Origin of the sequence: Arthrobacter sp. TB 26, from assembly GCF_000427315.1 — a bacterium.
Lineage (GTDB): Bacteria > Actinomycetota > Actinomycetes > Actinomycetales > Micrococcaceae > Arthrobacter.
This window is the reverse complement of the sequence record NZ_AUPJ01000452.1, coordinates 1-17,760: the sequence shown is the minus strand read 5'-3', so window position 1 is coordinate 17,760 and position 17,760 is coordinate 1. Positions and strand designations below refer to the sequence as shown.

Genomic DNA, 17,760 nt, shown 5'->3' with positions numbered 1-17,760 from the left:
GGTTTCAGCGCTGTCCGCCAGACTGCGACGGCTTTTGCGGTGAATGTCCAGGTGGCTGTGCCGCTGGCGCCCGCGGTGGCCTGCAGTTTGTCGGCCTGTTCAGCGATCTGTGCATCGGCGGCTTCCCAGCGTTCGGTCCAGCCGGTGGGGGGTGTTGCCGCCGGTGAGGAGCTGTCGAAGCCGACGCCGCCGATCAGCATCGCGTTGTTGCTGGCCGTGGTGATGCTGGGGGCTGTGATGCTGGTCGCTGTGTAGGTGGTGTTCGCGGCCGTGACAACGCTGCTGTCCAGCGGGGTGCTGTTGTTGACGCCCCGGTAGGCGGTGACGCCGCCGCCCCATTTCACCGCGGTGCTCAGCGTCCAGCTGTAACTGGCCGGGTCAGAGGAACCGACGACCCGGTAGTACGCAAATACCCGGGCGCCGCTGCCGACGTTGAGGGTGTTGACGATCGGGGTCCAGCCCGACGGGGTGCTGGCTGTCGGGTTCTTGTCCGCGGTGAATGACGCGACCAGGACATCGCCCGCCGCCGTTCCGGAAGGTTTGTTCAGCGTGACGGTGGTGGTGGCCGTGGTGTTGTTCGTCGTGGTGGAGGCGCCGACGGTGATCCCTGACGATGGCGGCGGGGCGGTGCCCGGGCTGACCGTGATGGTCTTGCTGGCCGACGTCGAGCCTCCGGCGTTGGTGGCGGTCAGTGTCGCGGTGTAGGTGCCCGCGGTGGAGTAGGTGTACGAGGGATTTTCGGCGGTGGAGGTCCCGCCGTCCCCGAACGCCCAGGCCCAGGAGGTCGGTGAACCCGTGGACGTGTCAGTGAAGCTCACGTCCAAGGGAGCGGTGCCCGACGTCGGAGTCGCGGTGAACGAGGCCACCGGGGCTGCCGGCGGCGGCGGGGGAGTGGTCCCTCCCAAGGTTCGGTAGTAGAACCAGTAGCGCTTGGTCACGTTGTTGCTGGCCAGGACCACCAGGCCGGTCGTGCTGTTCACGCTCTGCTTGCTGGTGGTCACATCGTTCATGTTGGCGGATGATCCGTCCTGGATGACCGGGGTGCCCCGCCCGGTCGGGAAGACCGGATTGTCCATGGACGCCGTCTTCTCATAGATGGCGCCGGGGATGCCGGAGTAGGCGCAGCCGCTGACGCCGGTGCCGGGCGCCGTGTGGAAGGCATGCACGGTGTTGTTCTGCGTGTCCAGGATGATTTGCGGGCGGGAAACGCAGTCCCCGATCGTGGCGATCGTTGATTGCGAGAACGAGCCCGTTCCGGGTTTGAAAACCACCAGCAGCAGCTGAGCCAGGCTCTGGTTGCTCGACGTGTCGTTGAGGCCGGTCTTGATGGCGGCGAACACGCGGCCGGTGCTGTCGGATTGAAGCGTCTTGACGCTCAGATGATCGTCGGCAAGCTTGTTGCCCTTAACGGCGTCCTGGACCTTCCACGAGGACGTCGCCGTGGGGCTGGTCCCATCGGTGCGGGTCGCCCAGCGCACGGCGCCGGTCAGCTGGTCGCTCCACATGACGCCGATCTTGTTGCCGCCGAAGGCCACGACTGCCGAAATGTCATCCGGCGCAGGGTTCGGGTTGGAGACAGGAATGACGAACGGGGAGCTCCAGCTGGTCCCGCCCGCTGCGGAGCGGTTGACGTAGACCGTGTTGGTGAAGCCGCTGGTCGAATTGCCGGACACCTGGGTCCAGGTCGCCCAGATGGCGCCTGTGCTGTCCTGGTCGATCGTCATCGACTCGCTGCTGTTGTTCATGATGGTGGTCGGGAAGCCGCTGTCCAACGTGAACGTTCCCCCGGAATAGCTGTAGCGGTACAGCTTGGCCGGCTGGCCCGAGACCGATGCCTTCGGCGATGTATCACCGGACACTGTGACAACGTGGGAGGCGATGTAGAGGTGGGTTCCATCCCAGAGCGTGTCCGCCAAGGTGGTGGCGCGGGTGTCATTCGTGACGCCGGTGCTGACCCACGTATTCGTGGGGACGTCCAGCCGGTAGATTTGCCAGCCCGTGCCGGAAGTCCACATATCCGCCCACCACGATCCGCCGTTGAACCAGAGCTTGCTTTGCGGTTTGTCCGATGTTGGCGGGTTGCTCACTCCGGAGTAGCTGATGCTGGGATAACCGTAGTCGGTGGCCGCCGAGGCGCTGCTTGAGATTCCGAGCAGGCCTCCGGCCACGACTAATGCCATTACCAGGCTCTGGCTTAGCCAGCGGACTGTACGTTTCATCTTGATCGCCGTTTCTTTCATGCGTTTGATCGCCGTTTCCATGGTGAGTTTGCAGATGTCTCCCGACGAGGTGATGCTAGCCACTCTTTCGGGAAGTGAAAAGAGCAATTTTTCTTGGTTGAGATTTTTATGTCTTTCCTGGCGGAGAAAGACCTTTCATGGAATACGCGATATGCCCCCTGGGTGTCAGCCGAACTGCACCCAGAATCCCGTTTCCCCCTGAAGCCGCAGCCACCCTTGCAACGTCGCTGTGGCTTCGGCGCGCGCCGGCTCTGGACCTTGCAATCGAGGCGGCGTACGGTTCCAGTATCAGGACAAATGCGCTGAAACTCAACGGAAAATGGCACATAAGCCGCCGACCGAGTACACCGTTCACGAATGACTCGTGGTTCCCGAGTAGGCCGTCCGGAAGACCCAAGTAGAGGCGCGGGAATCGCGTGCTTGGTGGAACAAACAACCAAGTATTAGCCACTCGTGACACAACATTGGGTGAACTTTAGGCTCTAGGCAAGGCCACAGTCCAGTGGCAGCTGGGGTTCGGGGTTGCTCGTAATTCGACGGATGTCCACGAATTCATCCGATAGGTTCTCATTCGCTGATGGCAAGGCTGTCAGCGTCCGAAAATTCCATGAAGTGGTGAGGCTTTTGTCTATTCCCAATTTGGTCCCTAATTCGCCCACCGAGCGAATTGCCGCATCGCCGAGGGCTTCGGTGAGTGTGGTTATTCCCACGCTGAATGAAGAAATGAATTTGCCGTGGGTTCTGCGGCGTATGCCTTCATATGTGGATGAAGTGGTCATCGTCGACGGGCGCTCCCATGACCACACGATCGACGTCGCCCGGGCACTCAGGGTCGACGTTGTGGTGGTGGCTGAACCGCGCAAGGGCAAGGGCATTGCAGTCCGCGCCGGCTTTGCAGCGGCGTCGGGAGACATCATCGTGATGCTCGACGCGGACGGAAGCATGGACCCGCAGGAAATCGGCTGGTTCGTTTCTCCACTCCAGCATGATTACGACTTCGTCAAGGGCTCCCGCTACGTGACAGGAGGCGGGTCGGAAGACCTGACCTGGCTGCGGAACACCGGGAACCGGGTCCTGACGGGGTTGGCGAACACGGTGCTGAGAAGCAATTACTCGGACCTCTGCTACGGCTACATTGCGCTCCGCCGGGAATGCCTCGAGGTCCTCGAGTTGGAGTCGGACGGCTTTGAGATCGAGACGGAGCTGATAGTCAGGGCCGCCCGCGCAGGCCTCCGGATCGCGGAAGTGCCGAGCTTCGAACTTGACCGCATCTCCGGTGTCTCGAACCTGCAGACCTTCCGGGACGGATGGCGGGTCCTCCGCACCCTGGCCCGCGAATGCACTACCTGGGACGCGCCGACCGCGGGGGCACGGCCCGAAGCCCTCCGACGGGTGAAGTACACCTATCCGAATGTCCGGTTTGCCCGCACACCCACGGATCCGCACAGCGTGCTGACCGTGGCGGAAGGAGCCTAAGGTGCTCGACTTCAATTTCCGGCCCGCCGCTTCCGTGGTCATCTGCTCCTACACGGAGCAGCGCTGGGAACTACTCATGGACGTCATTGACTCCGTACACGCCCAGACGCTTCAGCCGAAGCAGGTGATCGTAGTGGTTGACCACAACGAGGATCTGTACAAGCGGCTGGTGGCTGCCGTTCAGGACGTCACCCTGGTGGAGAGCACCGGGCTCCAAGGTCTTTCCGGGGCGCGGAACACGGGCGTGGGCCTGGCCACCTCGGAGATCGTGGCGTTTTTGGACGACGACGCCGTGGCAGCTCCGGACTGGCTCGAAAAGCTAACGGCGCTCTACGACGATTCCGACGTCCTGGCAGTCGGCGGCAAGGTTGAGCCGGCGTGGGAAGGCGGCCGGCCCGGCTACTTCGGCCCTGAACTGGACTGGATCGTCGGCTGCAGCCACCGCGGCATGCCCAAGGTGGCCTCCGAAGTGCGGAATGTTATCGGCGCCAACATGTCCTTCCGGCTTCAAGTGCTCCAGCAGGTGGGCGGCTTCAACCTTTCGCTTGGACGTCAGGGGACGAAACCGCTGGGTTGCGAAGAGACGGAAATCTGCATCCGGGCGGCTGTTGGCTCCCCGGGCTCCCGCATCGTGTATGAGCCGGCAGCGCTGGTGCATCACCACGTTCCGATCCAACGGGGAACGTTCCGCTACATGCTGGAGCGTTCCTGGTCGGAGGGTATATCCAAAGCCCAGGTCAGCCACATCGTGGGCCACAAAAGGGCCCTTGGCCCCGAGCGGCGCTACGTGCGCAGCGTCCTGCCCCGCGCGGTCTTTTCCGCACTTGCGGCGTGGGGCCGCGGTGCCGACCCCCACGGTTTGCGCCGGGCAGGCGCCTACGTGGCCGTTCTGGCTGTCACGGCCGCAGGATACCTCCGCGGACGCCGGGTCGCCCAAGGCTCCGGATCGCTCCTGTCCGGCTCAATTCCTGTCCCCCATAGCGGCCCTCCCTGGAGGGAAGCCACGTGATTGAAGTCGGAAACGAGTTTGTGGTGGCAACCGAGGACGCAGGCCTGGACATTGCTCCTTCGATGGGAACCGAGGCCGTCCCTGACTGGCCCGGAGCCCTGTGGGTCGGAGCAGTCGATCTTGATATCCTCGCGGGCAGCACCCACCTGAGGCTCCAGGATTCCGTGGGCTACCACCGCGCACGCCTACTGGTGCGCAGCGGACCGTCAGTGCGCGGGTTCGTCGACGTCGACGCTCCAGGCGGCGTCCTGGACCGTGGCGTGCTTGAGTCCGCCGCGGCGGCACTGCCGGCGGCCGCAGCATCCCAGACGTCGTCGACGCCCTCAATCACTGTGATTGTGTGCACGCGGGACCGCGCGTCGCTGCTGCGCGGCGCGATCGCCGCGATCCTGCGCCTCGACTACCCGAACTTCGACGTCATCGTTGTGGACAACGGCGCAAGCACTGACGAAACCCGTGACATGGTCCGGGATGAGTTTCAGGACCCCCGCTTGGTCCTGATTTCCGAACCCAGGCCGGGGCTGTCCAGGGCCCGCAATGCAGGCTTGCGGCGTGCGCGCGGGGACATCGTCGCGTTCACGGATGACGACGTCGTGGTGGACGAGTTCTGGCTGCGGGGAATTGCATCCGGCTTTGAACAGGCACCTGATGTTGCCTGCGTGACAGGACTGGTTCCTGCCGGCGAGTTGCGGTCGGCCGCCCAGGGCTACTTCGACGAGCGTGTCAACTGGTCCAAGATTGTCGCGCCGAAAGTTTTTTCCATGGCCGATCCTCCGGCCGATCTGCCGACGTTCCCGTTCTGCCCGGGGGCCTTCGGCACCGGGGCGAACTTCGCACTCGATCGACGCACCGCCCTGGCGCTGGGGGCTTTTGACCCGGCCCTCGGCGTCGGGACGCGCACCTGTGGCGGCGAGGACATCGACATGTTCACCCGGGTCATCCTCGGCGGGCATTCCCTGGTGGTCCAGCCTTCCGCGATTGTCTGGCACCGCCACCGGGCAGAACTGGAAGACCTCATTGTTCAGGTCAGCGGATATGGCAAAGGCCTGGGGTCGTGGCTGACCAAGATCCTCTTGAACCCGCGAACGGCACGAATGGCCATCGCCCGAGGCCCACAAGGCGCGCTGCATTTCCTGCGAAACGCCCGAAACCATTCCCTTGGACAGAACGCAGCGATTACGACGGCGACGGCGCCACGGGACCCGCTCATCGCGAAGGCCCTGCGGACTGAACTTGTCTCAGTGGCGCGAGGACCACTGAACTACCTTCTCGAGCGCCGGTCGGGAAAGACATAGGCGGCTTACCGGCCTCCGGCTCGGCAGATGGCACACACAGTTTTTTGGGGGAACGCGTCACAAGGGGACGCTGACTACCCACTCGCACAGTCCCCGAAAATCGATCAAGGAAGTATCAGCGACATGGGTCTCTTACTCCACGACGAAACACCAACCCCCAAATCCCCGAAACCAACGGTAGCGGCGTTGAGGGCAGACAGGCCTTTGGACTTTGGACTGGCCGTCGCCGGCCTGATCCTTGCCGTCCTCATCCTGTTCGATCTGGGCGGCCCGGTGCTGGCGCCGGTCACCCTCCTCGGCTGCCTCGTGCTGCCCGGGTGGGTCCTGGTACGACGTCTTCCCGACGCTGATCCGGTCGCGCGGGTGGTCTGGACCGTCGTGATGAGCGCAGCCGTCTACACCGTCCTCGCCGTCCTCATGGCGTGGGCCCATTTCTGGCATCCCCGGCCCGTCACGGCCGCCATCCTGATTGCGGCATCGGCACTCATCGCTGTCTTCCCTCCGGGGACTGGAACAGGCCGGCATGCAATTTACGGGCATCCAGTCAGCAGACGCGCGCTGGACTGGCGCTCCTTGCGGAGCCTGGCCGCGTTCCGGGGCCACAGCCTCTCGACGTATGTGCCGTGGGCCATCCTCGGCCTAGCGATGGTCGTGTGGGGCGTAGCCCTGGCCATGACAGGGGAGGAACTCGTCGGGAACAGAGGGCTCCTGACGACGTTCCCGCTGATCTGGTACTTCGCCGTGGCCGCCGTCGTGGCGCTGTGCATCTGGGCCGTCGCGGCGCGGAAGATGGCGTCCAACGGCTTCCTGGCAGCCTCCACCACCGGACTCGTCGCCATGCTGTACGCCTCGGCGCCCATGGTGGTCAGCGTTCCGCGCCTGCCATGGTCCTACAAGCACATCGCCGTGACGAACTACATCGGTGCCACTGGCCAGGTGGATCCTTCGATCGACATCTACAACCGGTGGCCCGGATTCTTCTCAGTCAGCGCCTTCATGGGCGAAGTGGTCGGCTACCGCAACGCCGTGGACTACGCTGCTCTGGCGGAGTTCGGGTTCGCCCTGCTGGACGTCGTGATCATCCTCGCCATCGCACGGACCCTCACCTCCAACCCGAGGATCTACTGGACCGCCACCCTGGTCTTTGCCCTCACCAACTGGGTGAACCAGAACTACTACTCACCCCAGGCGTTCTCCTACACCCTCTACCTGACGATGTGCCTGATCGCACTGACATTCCTCCGCAGCACTCCGGTCAAAATCGCCACCGCGGTGGAGACCCGGCTGAAACGACTGCAGGGGCGGTTCAACCGGGGGCTCCCGGCCGCCACGAAGACTGAAGAGGTCAGCCCCAGCCCCGCCATGGTGATGCCCGCGGCGGCGGCGATTCTCCTCCTGCAGACCGCGACGGTCGCGAGCCATCAGCTGACGCCGTACATGGCCATCCTGGCATTGTTCCCGCTCTTCGTCTTTGGCTACTTCAAACCAAAGTGGCTGGGCCCGGCGCTTGCGGTCATGGCCATCGCATACCTGCTGCCGAATCTCGACTATGTGGACAACAAGTACGGACTGTTCAGCGGGTTCGACATCTTCAAGAACGCCAGTTACACCCTGCCCGAAGTCAGCAATATCGATGACGCGTCCAGCTGGATGGCCCGTACTCCGGATGCCCTCTCCCTGTTTGTCGGGCTGCTGGGACTTGCCGGCTTCATCCGCAACCTGCTGCGGGGCAGCGTCCGGCAAACGCTGATCGTCGGCTGGCTGGCAGTCGCGCCCATGTTCTGGCTCCTGGCCCAGTCCTACGGCGGGGAGGCCAAGTTCCGGGTCTTTCTCTTCGCGCTCCCGTGGCTGGCGGTCGGGACGGCCTGGCTGTTCTGGTCCGGGCCGATCCGCACCCGGAAAGCCGTTATGGGCGCCGTCGCCTCGATGACGATCATGGCCGTCCTGTTCACGATTGTGTACTTCCAGGCGGAAGCGAAATTCCGGGTCCCGAAAGCGGACGTGGTGGCAGCGCAGTGGCTGGATGCCCGGGTGGGGCCGCGGGACGTTATTTTTGAAACCAACGCCTTCTTCCCGTTGCTGATCGGGTCGAACTACCCCAGCTACCTGGAATGGGGCCGGGTCACCTCGCTGACCAAGTTCCTTCAGGGCTCCAGCCGGAGCCTGACGCCCGAGGGAGTCGAGCGCTACGCGAACAACAACTGGAAACCTGAGCGCATCTTCGTTGTCTTCTCGGACTCGCAACTGGCGCAGGCGATCAAGGACAAGCTATTCGATGCCAATATGCTCCCCGCTCTTGAACGGGAGATAGCCGTAGGGGATAAATCCGATCATGTATATGACAATGGAGCCGTCCGGATCTACCAAATCAAAAAAACCGGTTAACTTGGGGACAAGCGGCGGCATTCTCGCCAGAGTTGTCGCGGTCGTCGTCGCAACTGCGGTGGTCGTCGCGGTGGGCTCGTTCTTCTCGCGGGGACCCGACCCGGCGGACATGCCGGTGGGGGACCTCCCCGGCTGGAAGCAAACCGGCGCCCAGGACTTCAACACCCCGGCCCGGCTGGGCCGTGTGGGCGAGGTCTATGGGCCGGACATGCGCGGGTACCACGATCTCGAGGACACCTCCGGCCAGGGCCTCTACACGCCGGATTCCGTGCTCTCGGTGAAGGACGGAAAACTCGACTATTACCTGCACACGAAGGGCGGGACACCGCGGGTCGCGAGTATTGTCCCGTTCGGCTATGCCGGTCAGACCTACGGCCGCTACTCCATCCGGTTCCGGTCAGACAGCCTGCCTGGCTACAAAATCGCTTTTATGCTCTGGCCGTCCAGCGATGATTGGCTTGAGGGCGAGATCGACTGGCCGGAAGGCGAGCTCAACGGGAAAATGTACGGCGTCTCGGCCATCAAGGATTCTCCACTCAAAGGACGGGACCGGTTCGACCCTTCCACACGGTATTACTCGCGGACCGATGCGACCGAGTGGCATGTGGCGACGACGGAATGGACCCCCGGCAAAGTGAAGTGGTTTTGGGACGGGGAATTCGTCGGCAAGACGACCATCCCCGAGGGTGTCCCCACCACCAATATGCGGCTGACGCTGCAGGCCGAGACGAAGGACGGAGCCGACGAATCGTCACCCAAGCCTGAAACGGCCGGCCATTTGGAGGTCGACTGGGTCGTGCAGTATGCCTACGCGCCTTAGCCCGGCCCGCTCGCACATCACCGGCAGGATTGTCAGGCACGATTTTCCAGTGTTACGGCGGGAGGAACAGATGGAAGTCCCTAGTAACGGCCAGACCGACCCAGGGGAATGGAACGGTGAGCAGCCAGACATCCACCCCTGGATCGCGAGGGCGTTCCGGGCGCTTGACGGGTCGGGGCTTCCCTGGGTGCTGTTGCGCGGCGAAGATGACCTCGTCCGCCCCAGAGGCGATGTGGACATCCTTGTGGGAGACGGCCAGATGCAGCGCGTGGATGCCTTGCTGGCGGGTGTTGGTTTCCGCCGCGTACTCGCTCCCGGGCACGGAAGCCACCGGTTCTATTTCAGCTACGACGCGGCTGAAGACCTGTGGCTCAAACTGGACGTCGTCTCGGAGATTTCCTTCGGCCCCTACCAACAATGGCCCACATCCCTGGCCCAGGGCTGCCTCAAACGGCGCATCCGGAACGGGCTGCTCTGGCTCCCTGCAACAACTGAACAGGCCTGGCTCCAGCTCCTTCACACAATGCTGGATAAGGGCGGAGCCGTCAGGCCGGAGCGTGTGGAAACCGTCCGGGTCGCCGGCGCACTGGCCTCGACCGATGACGCGATCGCGGCCTATGTCGACCGGCAGGTGGGACCCGGAACCGCCGCGCAGCTGCTCAAACTTGTCAGATCGGGCCGCGTTGAGGAATTCCGTGGTCCGGCCCTGCGGATGGCGTCAGCCCTGACCCGGGACGCTCCGTTGCGTACCAGGATCACCGCGGGCCGAAACAGGGTGTTCCGGCTGATCAGCCCGACCTTCCAGGGCCGCCTCGGCCGCGGAATCGTGGTTGGTGTGGTGGGCCCCGAGGGTGCCGTCAAAACGACCCTGCTGCGCCGGCTCGGCGAGAGCTTTCCGGTTCCCAGCCGCTGCGTGTACCTGGGCATGAGGGGACCTGGGCGGGGGGACGGCTGGCTCGCACGGATTCCCGGCGGGCGGCTCGGCGGGAAGATGGTCGGGCAGATCTGCGGCGCGGCGGCAGCCAGATACCACTATCGACGGGGCCGGTTGGTTCTGGTGGTCCAGCCGGCCAACGACGCTTTACAGCCCGGTGCTGCCGGGCCCGCTGCGGGACGGCGGACAGGGACGGCCCTGGCGGCCGCGGTGGCGCACCAACCCGACGCGCTGCTTGTGCTCGACGACCCCGGCGGGGTCATGTTCGAGCCGAACGTTGGACACCGGCCTGAGGTCCTTGAAGAGCGGCGACCGGCACACCTGGAAGCCGCGAAGCGGCGCCCCAACACCTGGGTCATCGACGTTGCCCAGTCTCAGGCGCTGATCCAGAGGGTTGCCACCGAGATTGTCTGGGGGCTGGTGGCTGGATCGGCGCCCACACTGGCCGCGTCCGGACGACCGGAGCCCGAGACCCCGGAATCCGGGGGGCAGCGGTGAACTTCATCGACTCGATACTCCGCGAGCACTACGGCGAGTGGGACCTGGCAGCTTTCGGGCTGGGGGCGGAGTGGTCCACCGTCATGGTGACGCCGCAGTTCACCACTTCCCGGCACGTTGTGGGCCTGGTCTTCGCGGCCGGCGCCCGCTCTCCCAGCCTGGTCGTCAAAGTACCGCGGTGCCCTGGAGACAATGAAGGCGTCCAGCGGGAGGCGGAGATGCTGCGGCAGCTTACCGCCCTCAGCGGCGGGCGGGTGGAAGGGATCCCCCACATTGTGGCCACGTTGGAGGCGGGGGAGCACACCGTGCTGGTGGAGACTGCATTGACCGGAGCTCCGCTGGACCCGGACATGGTCGCCGGGGATCTGGCCGGGGCGGTCTCCCTCGGAATGGACTTTGTGGCTGCCCTGCCCTGTACCCGGCAGGGGGCGGACAACCGGGACTGGTACGAGCGGACGGTCGAGCGCCCCCTGGAGGCCCTCGCCGCGCTCCTGCCGCAGGACGCTGAGGTGTCCGCGCTGGTCGACCGCACCCACGAGCTGCTGGGGCCCCTCCGGCACAGCACACTGCCCGCCGTCTTCGAACACGCGGACCTGAGCCACCCAAATCTTCTGGTGCAGGCCGGTGGCAGGCTTCAAGTCATGGACTGGGAACGCTCGTCGCTGTACGGCATTCCCGGGCACGACCTCATCTTCTATCTCCAGTACCTCAGCGAATCGTCCGACATGGCGTTTTCCCGGGTCGCCCAGCTGGCGGCGTTCGACAAAGCCTTCGGGCACGGCGGGTGGGCCCTGAGGCCACTTCGCGAGCACTTGGTTCTCCGGAGCGTCGATCCGGAGCTGCTCCCGCTGCTCGTGATCGCCACCTGGGCGCGCTCAGCGTCCACTCTGGCCTTCCGCCTTGCGAGCGAGGACGTTCCAGTGCCGGGGTCAGCCCAGCTGCGGACGGCCGTCCTGGACGACCGCGACTTTTGGCTGTGGCGGCATGTGGTGACCTCCGGTCTGAACTAGGCCGGCAGCGGATGGTGCTTAGCCGGGAATTCGCCGGGGGACGGGGGTTCACGGCAAGATGTGACCATGGAGCACACTGACCAGCAGCCCTGGGTGAAGAACTACCAGCCGGGTGTCCCGGCCGAGATCGACCTGCCCACGGAATCCCTTTCCGCGATGCTGGAGCGGTCTGTGGCCGAGGCCCGCACCGCCCCCGCACTGGAGTTTTTCGGCCGCCGCACCAGCTACACCGAACTCGGCGAACAGGTCGACCGGGCAGCGGAGGGCCTGAGCAGGCTCGGCGTCCGGGCCGGCGACCGGGTCGCCCTGATACTGCCGAACTGCCCGCAGCACGTCGTCGCCTTCTACGCGGTGCTGCGCCTCGGTGCCGTCGTGGTCGAACACAACCCGCTGTACACCTCGCGGGAACTCCGCCACCAGTTCGAGGACCACCAGGCCCGCGTCGTCATCACCTGGGACAAGGCCGCGGCAGCCATCCGTGACTTCCCGTCCGACATCGAGATCGACCACGTCGTCTCGGTCAATCTCCTGGAGGCGTTCCCCGCCGTCAAGCGCCTTGCCCTGCACCTGCCGGTAAAGAAACTGCGCGAGTCCCGGGAAGCGCTGACCGGCCCCGCGCCGGGAACAACCCCGTGGAAGGAACTCCTAAGCCACGGCCGCATCGATCCGGAACACCCCCGTCCCGCGGTGAATGACCTCGCCGCGATCCAGTACACCTCGGGAACCACCGGCCGTCCCAAGGGCGCCATGCTCACCCACTTCAACCTGTACTCCAACGCCCTGCAGGGTGAGGCATGGATGCACGGGGCCGAATACCGCAAGGAAGTCTTCTACGCGATCCTGCCGATGTTCCATGCCTTCGGCATGACCCTCTACCTCACCTACGGCATCCGCAAGCAGGGCCTGCTGGTTCTCTTCCCCAAGTTCGACCCGGAGCTGGTGCTGGAGGCCATGAAGAAGTCACCCGCCACGGTCTACTGCGCAGTCCCGCCGATCTACGAGCGCACCGCCATGGCCGCGAAGGAAAAAGGGATCTCGCTCCGGTCCTGTAAATACTGCATCTCCGGCGCCATGAACCTCCCTGACCATGTAGTGGAACTGTGGGAGTCGGTCTCCGGCGGGCTGCTGGTGGAAGGCTACGGGATGACCGAATCCTCGCCGGTTGCGCTGGGCAACCCCTTCCACCCCACGCGCCGCAACGGCACGATCGGCGTGCCGTTCCCGTCGACCCTGATGAAGGTCGTCAGCCTGGACGATCCCGCCGTTGAGGTGGCGCCGGGCCAGCCGGGGGAGTTGCTGCTGAAAGGCCCCCAGGTGTTCCAGGGTTACTGGAACAACCCGGAGGAAACAGCGAAGACCCTCACCGCCGACGGCTGGCTGCGGACCGGCGACGTCGTGACCGTGGACGAGGATGGATTCACCACGATCGTTGACCGGGCGAAGGAACTCATCATCACCGGCGGCTTCAACGTCTCACCCACCGAAGTAGAGGCGGTGCTCCGCCTGCACCCGGACGTCAAGGACGCTGCCGTCGTCGGCAAGCCACTCGAGCGGGGCGGCGAGATGGTGGTCGCCGCCGTCGAGCTTGAGCCGGGCACCACGCTCGATGAGGACTCCCTCCGCGGGCACTGCCGCGAGCACCTGGCCGGCTACAAGGTCCCCAAACGGATCGTTGCCATCCCGGACATGCCGCGATCGATGCTCGGCAAAATCCTGCGGAAGCAGGTGCGCGAGCAGGTGATGCCGACGCTCTGACTGAGCGAGTAGGCACACGTGGAGCCAAACACCCTGCTCAAGTAGTCACTGAAGGCCGGGCCCAGAGGCCGTTACTAGTGACACCCCTCCGTGCAGATCGTAGGCTTCAGTACACAGTTGCAACAGCTGTCTCGTCGGTGGTGTCTTCTGGTGATTGACGCGGTTGCTTGCAGTGGGGCAGCTGCTGGATGGCAGCTAACTGGAAACCCGGCCAAGGAGGTCTCACCCCATGGTTCTCTCGCTTCGCAGCGATGCGCCGGCGTCACGGCCGCCAGGATACGTCCGACGGCGGCGCGCATGACTGCGGACCCGCCCACCGGCCATCCGGCCGTGCACCCGACGGTAACCAACGCTTTTCACGCCCTTGACGAAGCAGGGCTGCCCTGGGTCCTGCTGCGCGGCGAGGACGACCTCGCCCTGCCCTCCGGCGACGTGGACATCCTCGTCGCGCACGAGCTGTTGCCGGTCCTGGACGGGCTCATGAACGGGATCGGACTGTGCCGGGTTCACGCCACGGGACACGGAAGCCACCGCTTCTACTTTGGCTACTCGGACTCGGGTGAGCTGTGGCTGAAATTGGACATTGTCACGGAAATCTCCTTCGGGCCGTTCCAGCAGTGGCGGACGCCCTTGGCGCAGGGCTGCCTCGAGCGGCGCGTCCGGAAGGGTCAGTTGTGGATGCCCGCCCCGGCCGACCAGGCCTGGCTGCAGCTCCTCCATCTCGCGCTGGACAAAGGGGAGATCCAGCCGCAACGGGAGGAGACCGCCCGGGCTGCCGCCGCCGTCGCGTCGCCCGGGGACCGGATCGCCCAATACCTGGATCAGCGCAGCGGAGCGGGCAGCGCGGCGGAACTGCTGGAACTGGTCCGCGCCGGCAGGTTTGACGAGGCCCCTGCCCTGGCCGGCCGGCTGCGGTCCGGCTGGACTTCCGCGGCACCCCTGCGGACACACGCACTCGCCCTGACGAACCGGGCGCTGCGCCAGCTCAGCCCGAGGCTCCCGGGCCGGGGTCTGGTGGTGGGCGTGATGGCCCCCGACGGTGCCGGCAAGACCACGCTGCTCCACGGCCTGCGTGCCGACTTCCCCATCCCCACCGCCTATGTCTACATGGGATTGTGGGGCGCCGGGCCGTGGGATGGCTGGCTGCACCGGGTCCCCGGGGGGCGCACCGCGAAGAAGCTGTTCCGGGCCCTCAAAGGTGGGATGGCCGCCCGGTATCACCGCGCCCGCGGGCGCGTGGTGCTCATGGACCGGGTCGCCTACGATGCCCTGCTGCCCGGCGCTGCGGACAACAAACCCAAAACCGGTGTCTCAAACTCACTCGCCGTGCGGCTGGCTGCTACTCCGGACCTCCTGCTGGTCCTCGATGTTCCCGGTGAGGTGATGTTCTCCCGGAAGGGCGAGCACACGGCGGAGATTCTGGAGAAATGGCGGCAGTCCTACCTGCAGTTGGCCGATCGGCTTCCCGGTTCCAGCATTCTCGACGCCGCCCAGCCCCAGCACCTGGTCCAGCGGCTGGCCACGAAGACGGTGTGGGGACGAATGTGCCCTGGCACGCCGGACGCCTCCGCGGCAGCTCCGCCGGGGGAGGCGGCCGCGCTCTCGCTGCACTTGTGGAGGCTCCTGGACTGGCGCTTCCTCGTGCCGGTGTTGCAGCCCCGCAGTGTGGGGTACGGCGGCGCGGTGGGCCCGGACCTGATGGCCGCGCTTCATCTGCTTCACCCCGACGCCGCCCGGATCCCCTCCGGCAGCAATGGCACCCCGGACGGTCCGTTTCACGTTGTGCTGCTCCGGGAGCCTGACCTGCAGCTTTTCGAGCAGGCCGCTGCGGCGGTGCAGCCCGGCGGCTGGATGTGCGCCCAGGTGAAACGTTCGTTCCTTCGGCGAACGGGTCCGCGCACGCTGGCGGGTTGGAAGCGGACGTTCAAGCGGCGTGGTTTCGATGACATCAGCGTCTACTGGCACGCGACCACCCTGGACAGCCCGGGCCGGCTGGTGCCGACGGCATCGGCCACCGCGGTCCTGGACACGCTGTCGCTGCACAAGGGAGTCCGCTTCGGACTGGCAAAGGCCGTCATGGCCCGGCTTGCCCTGGTGCTTCGGTTGTTCGATGTGGCAGTCCCGGAGGGAACCGTGACGGGCCGGCGGCCGGAGAGCTGAAAGCCCTGCGGGGCCTCGCCGGGTCCAGCGGTGATTCGGGTTCAGCGGCGCCGGACCAGCTGCACCAGCTCGTCATGCAGGGGCTTGAAGCCGAAGCGAAGAATCGCATAGACCACGGCAACAGCCGTGGGGACCACCAGGATCAGGGTAGTTACTCCGCCCAGGACTGGCGCCGCCAGGATGCCGAGTCCCGCTACTGCCACGGCCGCCCCGCAGACCAAGCCGGGCGCTACAGCACGGAGCAGTTCGCGGGCCCGCAGCTCGATCACCCGGGCGGCCACGAGCTGCATGCCGCAGGCGAACACCACCGCGACGACGAATTGTGCGCAGGCGACGCCCACGATGCCCCACTGGGTGGCATACAGCAGGACCGGCAGAAGGATGACGAGCCGTACCAGCGAAACCCAGATCGAGAGGCCCGGACGGCCGATGGCCTTGTACACGTCGTTGGCGCCGGCGCCCAGGGAGCGGGCCGCGGCGTAGAGGGCAAGGAAAACGAGCGGCAGTACGGCGTCCAACCACTTCTCGCCGAAGACCAGCGGCACCAGAACCGGGGCCACGACTGCCAGCCCCACACCGGTGGTGACGCCGTACAGGGACTGGATCCGCACACTGGTCAGGTAGCCGGAACGGAGCCGTTCCGGCTCNCTCGCCGCGCACCTGGGCGTACAAAGGGAACAGGACGGTCGACAGCACAAAGAAGACGTTGAGGATCAGCACTTCGGGCAGGCGGAAGGCCAGCGTGTAGTAACCCAGCGCATGCGCCCCGAGTAGGAGGCCAATGATGAGGTAGTCGATGTCGAAGATCAGCCGGGCCAGCATGCTGCTGCCGGCGACCGGTGCGCCGTATTTCAAGTTGGCTCGGAGGGCATCTTTGCGCACACGCCAGACTTGCCAGGGTGCACTCCTGCCCACCAGGAACCAGCACGTCGCTGCGTAGGCCACGGACCCCGCAGCGGTTCCCACGGCCAGCGACCAGGCCCCGTGGCCGGTAAATGCCAGGCTGAGCGTCACTGTGCCCATCGTGGCGGCACGAATGACCGGAGCCGCCGTGAGCTTCTTGAATTGCAGGTCACGCCGCAGCAGGGCCTCGGGGACGGCGCCGAGCGAGGTGGCCAGCACCGAGATCCCCAGAACCTGGACCAGGGGTTCCACATCGGGGAGGCTGAAGATCTCCGCAATCAGGGGCGCGGCAAGGAAGGCGCCCAGGCCCAGGAGGGTGCCCAGCACCGCGGAGATCAGCAGCGCGGACCTCGCAATGACGCCGGTGCGTGGCAGGTAGACCAGCGCCTGCGCCACGCCGGCGTCGGCAATAGTCTCCGCGTAGCCCATGAGGACCAGGGCCAGGGCCACCAGGCCGTACTCCTCGGGAGACAGCAGCCGCGCCAGCACGATGGTGGTTACCAGGACGATGATTCTTCCGCCGGCGAAGGCCAGCCCCTGCCACATGGCGCCCCGGACACCGGTCCGGGCCAGTTCCCCGGGAGCGTACGTCATGCCGGTGAGCTTCCAAGCGGAAGGCCGGCGCTGCCGGGATGGATCGCGCTGCGCAGCTCGTCCAAGTATTCCTGCGTGACCGTCTGCCAGGTCCTGACTGCGCCGGCGTCACGCTCGGTGTGCTCCGGCCGCGGCCCTGTCAGCCGGTTGACGACATGTCCAGCAAAGTTCCCGGAGTCCGGCTCAATGGTCAGCAACGGATGAGGATCCTGCTCCCGGGCGGCGACCGGGGTGGCCACCACGGGAAGTCCGGCAGCCAGCGCCTCACGGACCGAGTTCCGGATGCCGACCCCGTGTTCGTCGGGGAACGCCGCCACATCGGCGGACTGGAAGACGTCGAGGACGGACGGCACATTCGCCAGGACCTCCACCCGGGGCCCGGCCAGCGCGAGGACCTCAGGCTCGGGACGGCGGCCGGCCAGGACAAACCTGGCATCAGGGACCTTCTCCCACACCAGGGGAGCGATCGTGCCGATCAGGACCTTTGCGCTGTCGATATTGGGTCCGTAGTTCAGGCTGCCGACAAAGCAGACCACGGGGCCGGACTGCCTGGCGGCGGGACGGCTGGCCTGCTCGGCTCCGTTCGGGATGCTCCGCACAGGCCGCGCCAGGCGTTGAGCCCATTCAACGGCATCCTGGGACCCCACCGTGAGCAGGCGTGCCCGTGCCGGCAGGCGGCGC

General features: G+C 65.7%; 12 protein-coding genes and 1 pseudogene. 9 read left to right on the top strand and 4 right to left on the bottom strand.

All coding sequences use genetic code 11. The features are described 5' to 3' along the window. Positions 1-2,303 (bottom strand): PKD domain-containing protein (locus K789_RS24145; protein ID WP_051181142.1); only part of this gene is annotated, 2,303 nt, incomplete at its 3' end. A gap of 549 nt (positions 2,304-2,852) precedes the next feature. On the opposite strand from K789_RS24145, the gene K789_RS0117435 reads away from it, so the two are divergent. The 9 genes from K789_RS0117435 to K789_RS0117395 all read left to right on the top strand — a co-directional run bounded on the left by K789_RS0117435 (position 2,853) and on the right by K789_RS0117395 (position 15,582). Next, on the top strand, positions 2,853-3,716 hold the full coding sequence (locus K789_RS0117435) for a glycosyltransferase family 2 protein (protein WP_416352809.1): 864 nt from the start codon (positions 2,853-2,855) through the stop codon (positions 3,714-3,716). Between the two features lies 1 nt (position 3,717). After that, positions 3,718-4,725, top strand: coding sequence for a glycosyltransferase family 2 protein (locus K789_RS0117430; RefSeq protein ID WP_237739633.1), 1,008 nt, complete (start codon positions 3,718-3,720; stop codon positions 4,723-4,725). Then, positions 4,722-6,020, top strand: a complete 1,299-nt coding sequence (locus K789_RS0117425; protein WP_024367885.1) for a glycosyltransferase family 2 protein — start codon at positions 4,722-4,724, stop codon at positions 6,018-6,020. The genes K789_RS0117430 and K789_RS0117425 overlap by 4 nt, the downstream gene beginning before the upstream one ends. A gap of 204 nt (positions 6,021-6,224) precedes the next feature. After that, the gene (locus K789_RS0117420; protein ID WP_024367884.1) at positions 6,225-8,405 is read left to right on the top strand and encodes a hypothetical protein; all 2,181 of its coding nucleotides are present in this window, start codon (positions 6,225-6,227) and stop codon (positions 8,403-8,405) included. A gap of 1 nt (position 8,406) precedes the next feature. Further along, positions 8,407-9,225 carry a glycoside hydrolase family 16 protein gene (locus K789_RS23405; RefSeq protein ID WP_024367883.1) on the top strand — a complete coding sequence of 273 codons (819 nt, stop codon included), beginning with the start codon at positions 8,407-8,409 and terminating at the stop codon, positions 9,223-9,225. A gap of 70 nt (positions 9,226-9,295) precedes the next feature. Beyond that, entirely contained in the window at positions 9,296-10,657 is a 1,362-nt protein-coding gene (locus tag K789_RS0117410) for a hypothetical protein (RefSeq protein WP_035740137.1), read from the top strand. Next, complete coding sequence (locus K789_RS0117405) at positions 10,654-11,667, top strand: aminoglycoside phosphotransferase family protein (RefSeq protein WP_024367881.1); 1,014 nt, start codon at positions 10,654-10,656, stop codon at positions 11,665-11,667. Before K789_RS0117410 ends, K789_RS0117405 begins: the two co-directional genes overlap by 4 nt. Before the next feature lie 66 nt (positions 11,668-11,733). After that, a complete protein-coding gene (locus K789_RS0117400; protein WP_024367880.1) occupies positions 11,734-13,422 on the top strand; it encodes a long-chain-fatty-acid--CoA ligase in 1,689 nt (562 codons plus the stop codon). Positions 13,423-13,719: 297 nt separating this feature from the next. Then, entirely contained in the window at positions 13,720-15,582 is a 1,863-nt protein-coding gene (locus K789_RS0117395) for a hypothetical protein (protein ID WP_024367879.1), read from the top strand. 41 nt (positions 15,583-15,623) lie between these two features. On the opposite strand, the gene K789_RS26505 is transcribed toward K789_RS0117395, so the two are convergent. From K789_RS26505 to K789_RS24140, 3 genes and pseudogenes are all read right to left on the bottom strand, one after another. After that, positions 15,624-16,193 carry a polysaccharide biosynthesis C-terminal domain-containing protein gene (locus tag K789_RS26505; RefSeq protein WP_024367878.1) on the bottom strand — a complete coding sequence of 190 codons (570 nt, stop codon included), beginning with the start codon at positions 16,191-16,193 and terminating at the stop codon, positions 15,624-15,626. A gap of 46 nt (positions 16,194-16,239) precedes the next feature. After that, positions 16,240-17,031: pseudogene (locus K789_RS26815) on the bottom strand (oligosaccharide flippase family protein); the annotation flags it as partial. Between the two features lie 44 nt (positions 17,032-17,075). Then, the coding region (locus tag K789_RS24140; RefSeq protein WP_024367876.1) for a glycosyltransferase family 4 protein at positions 17,076-17,760 on the bottom strand (685 nt) is incomplete at its 5' end.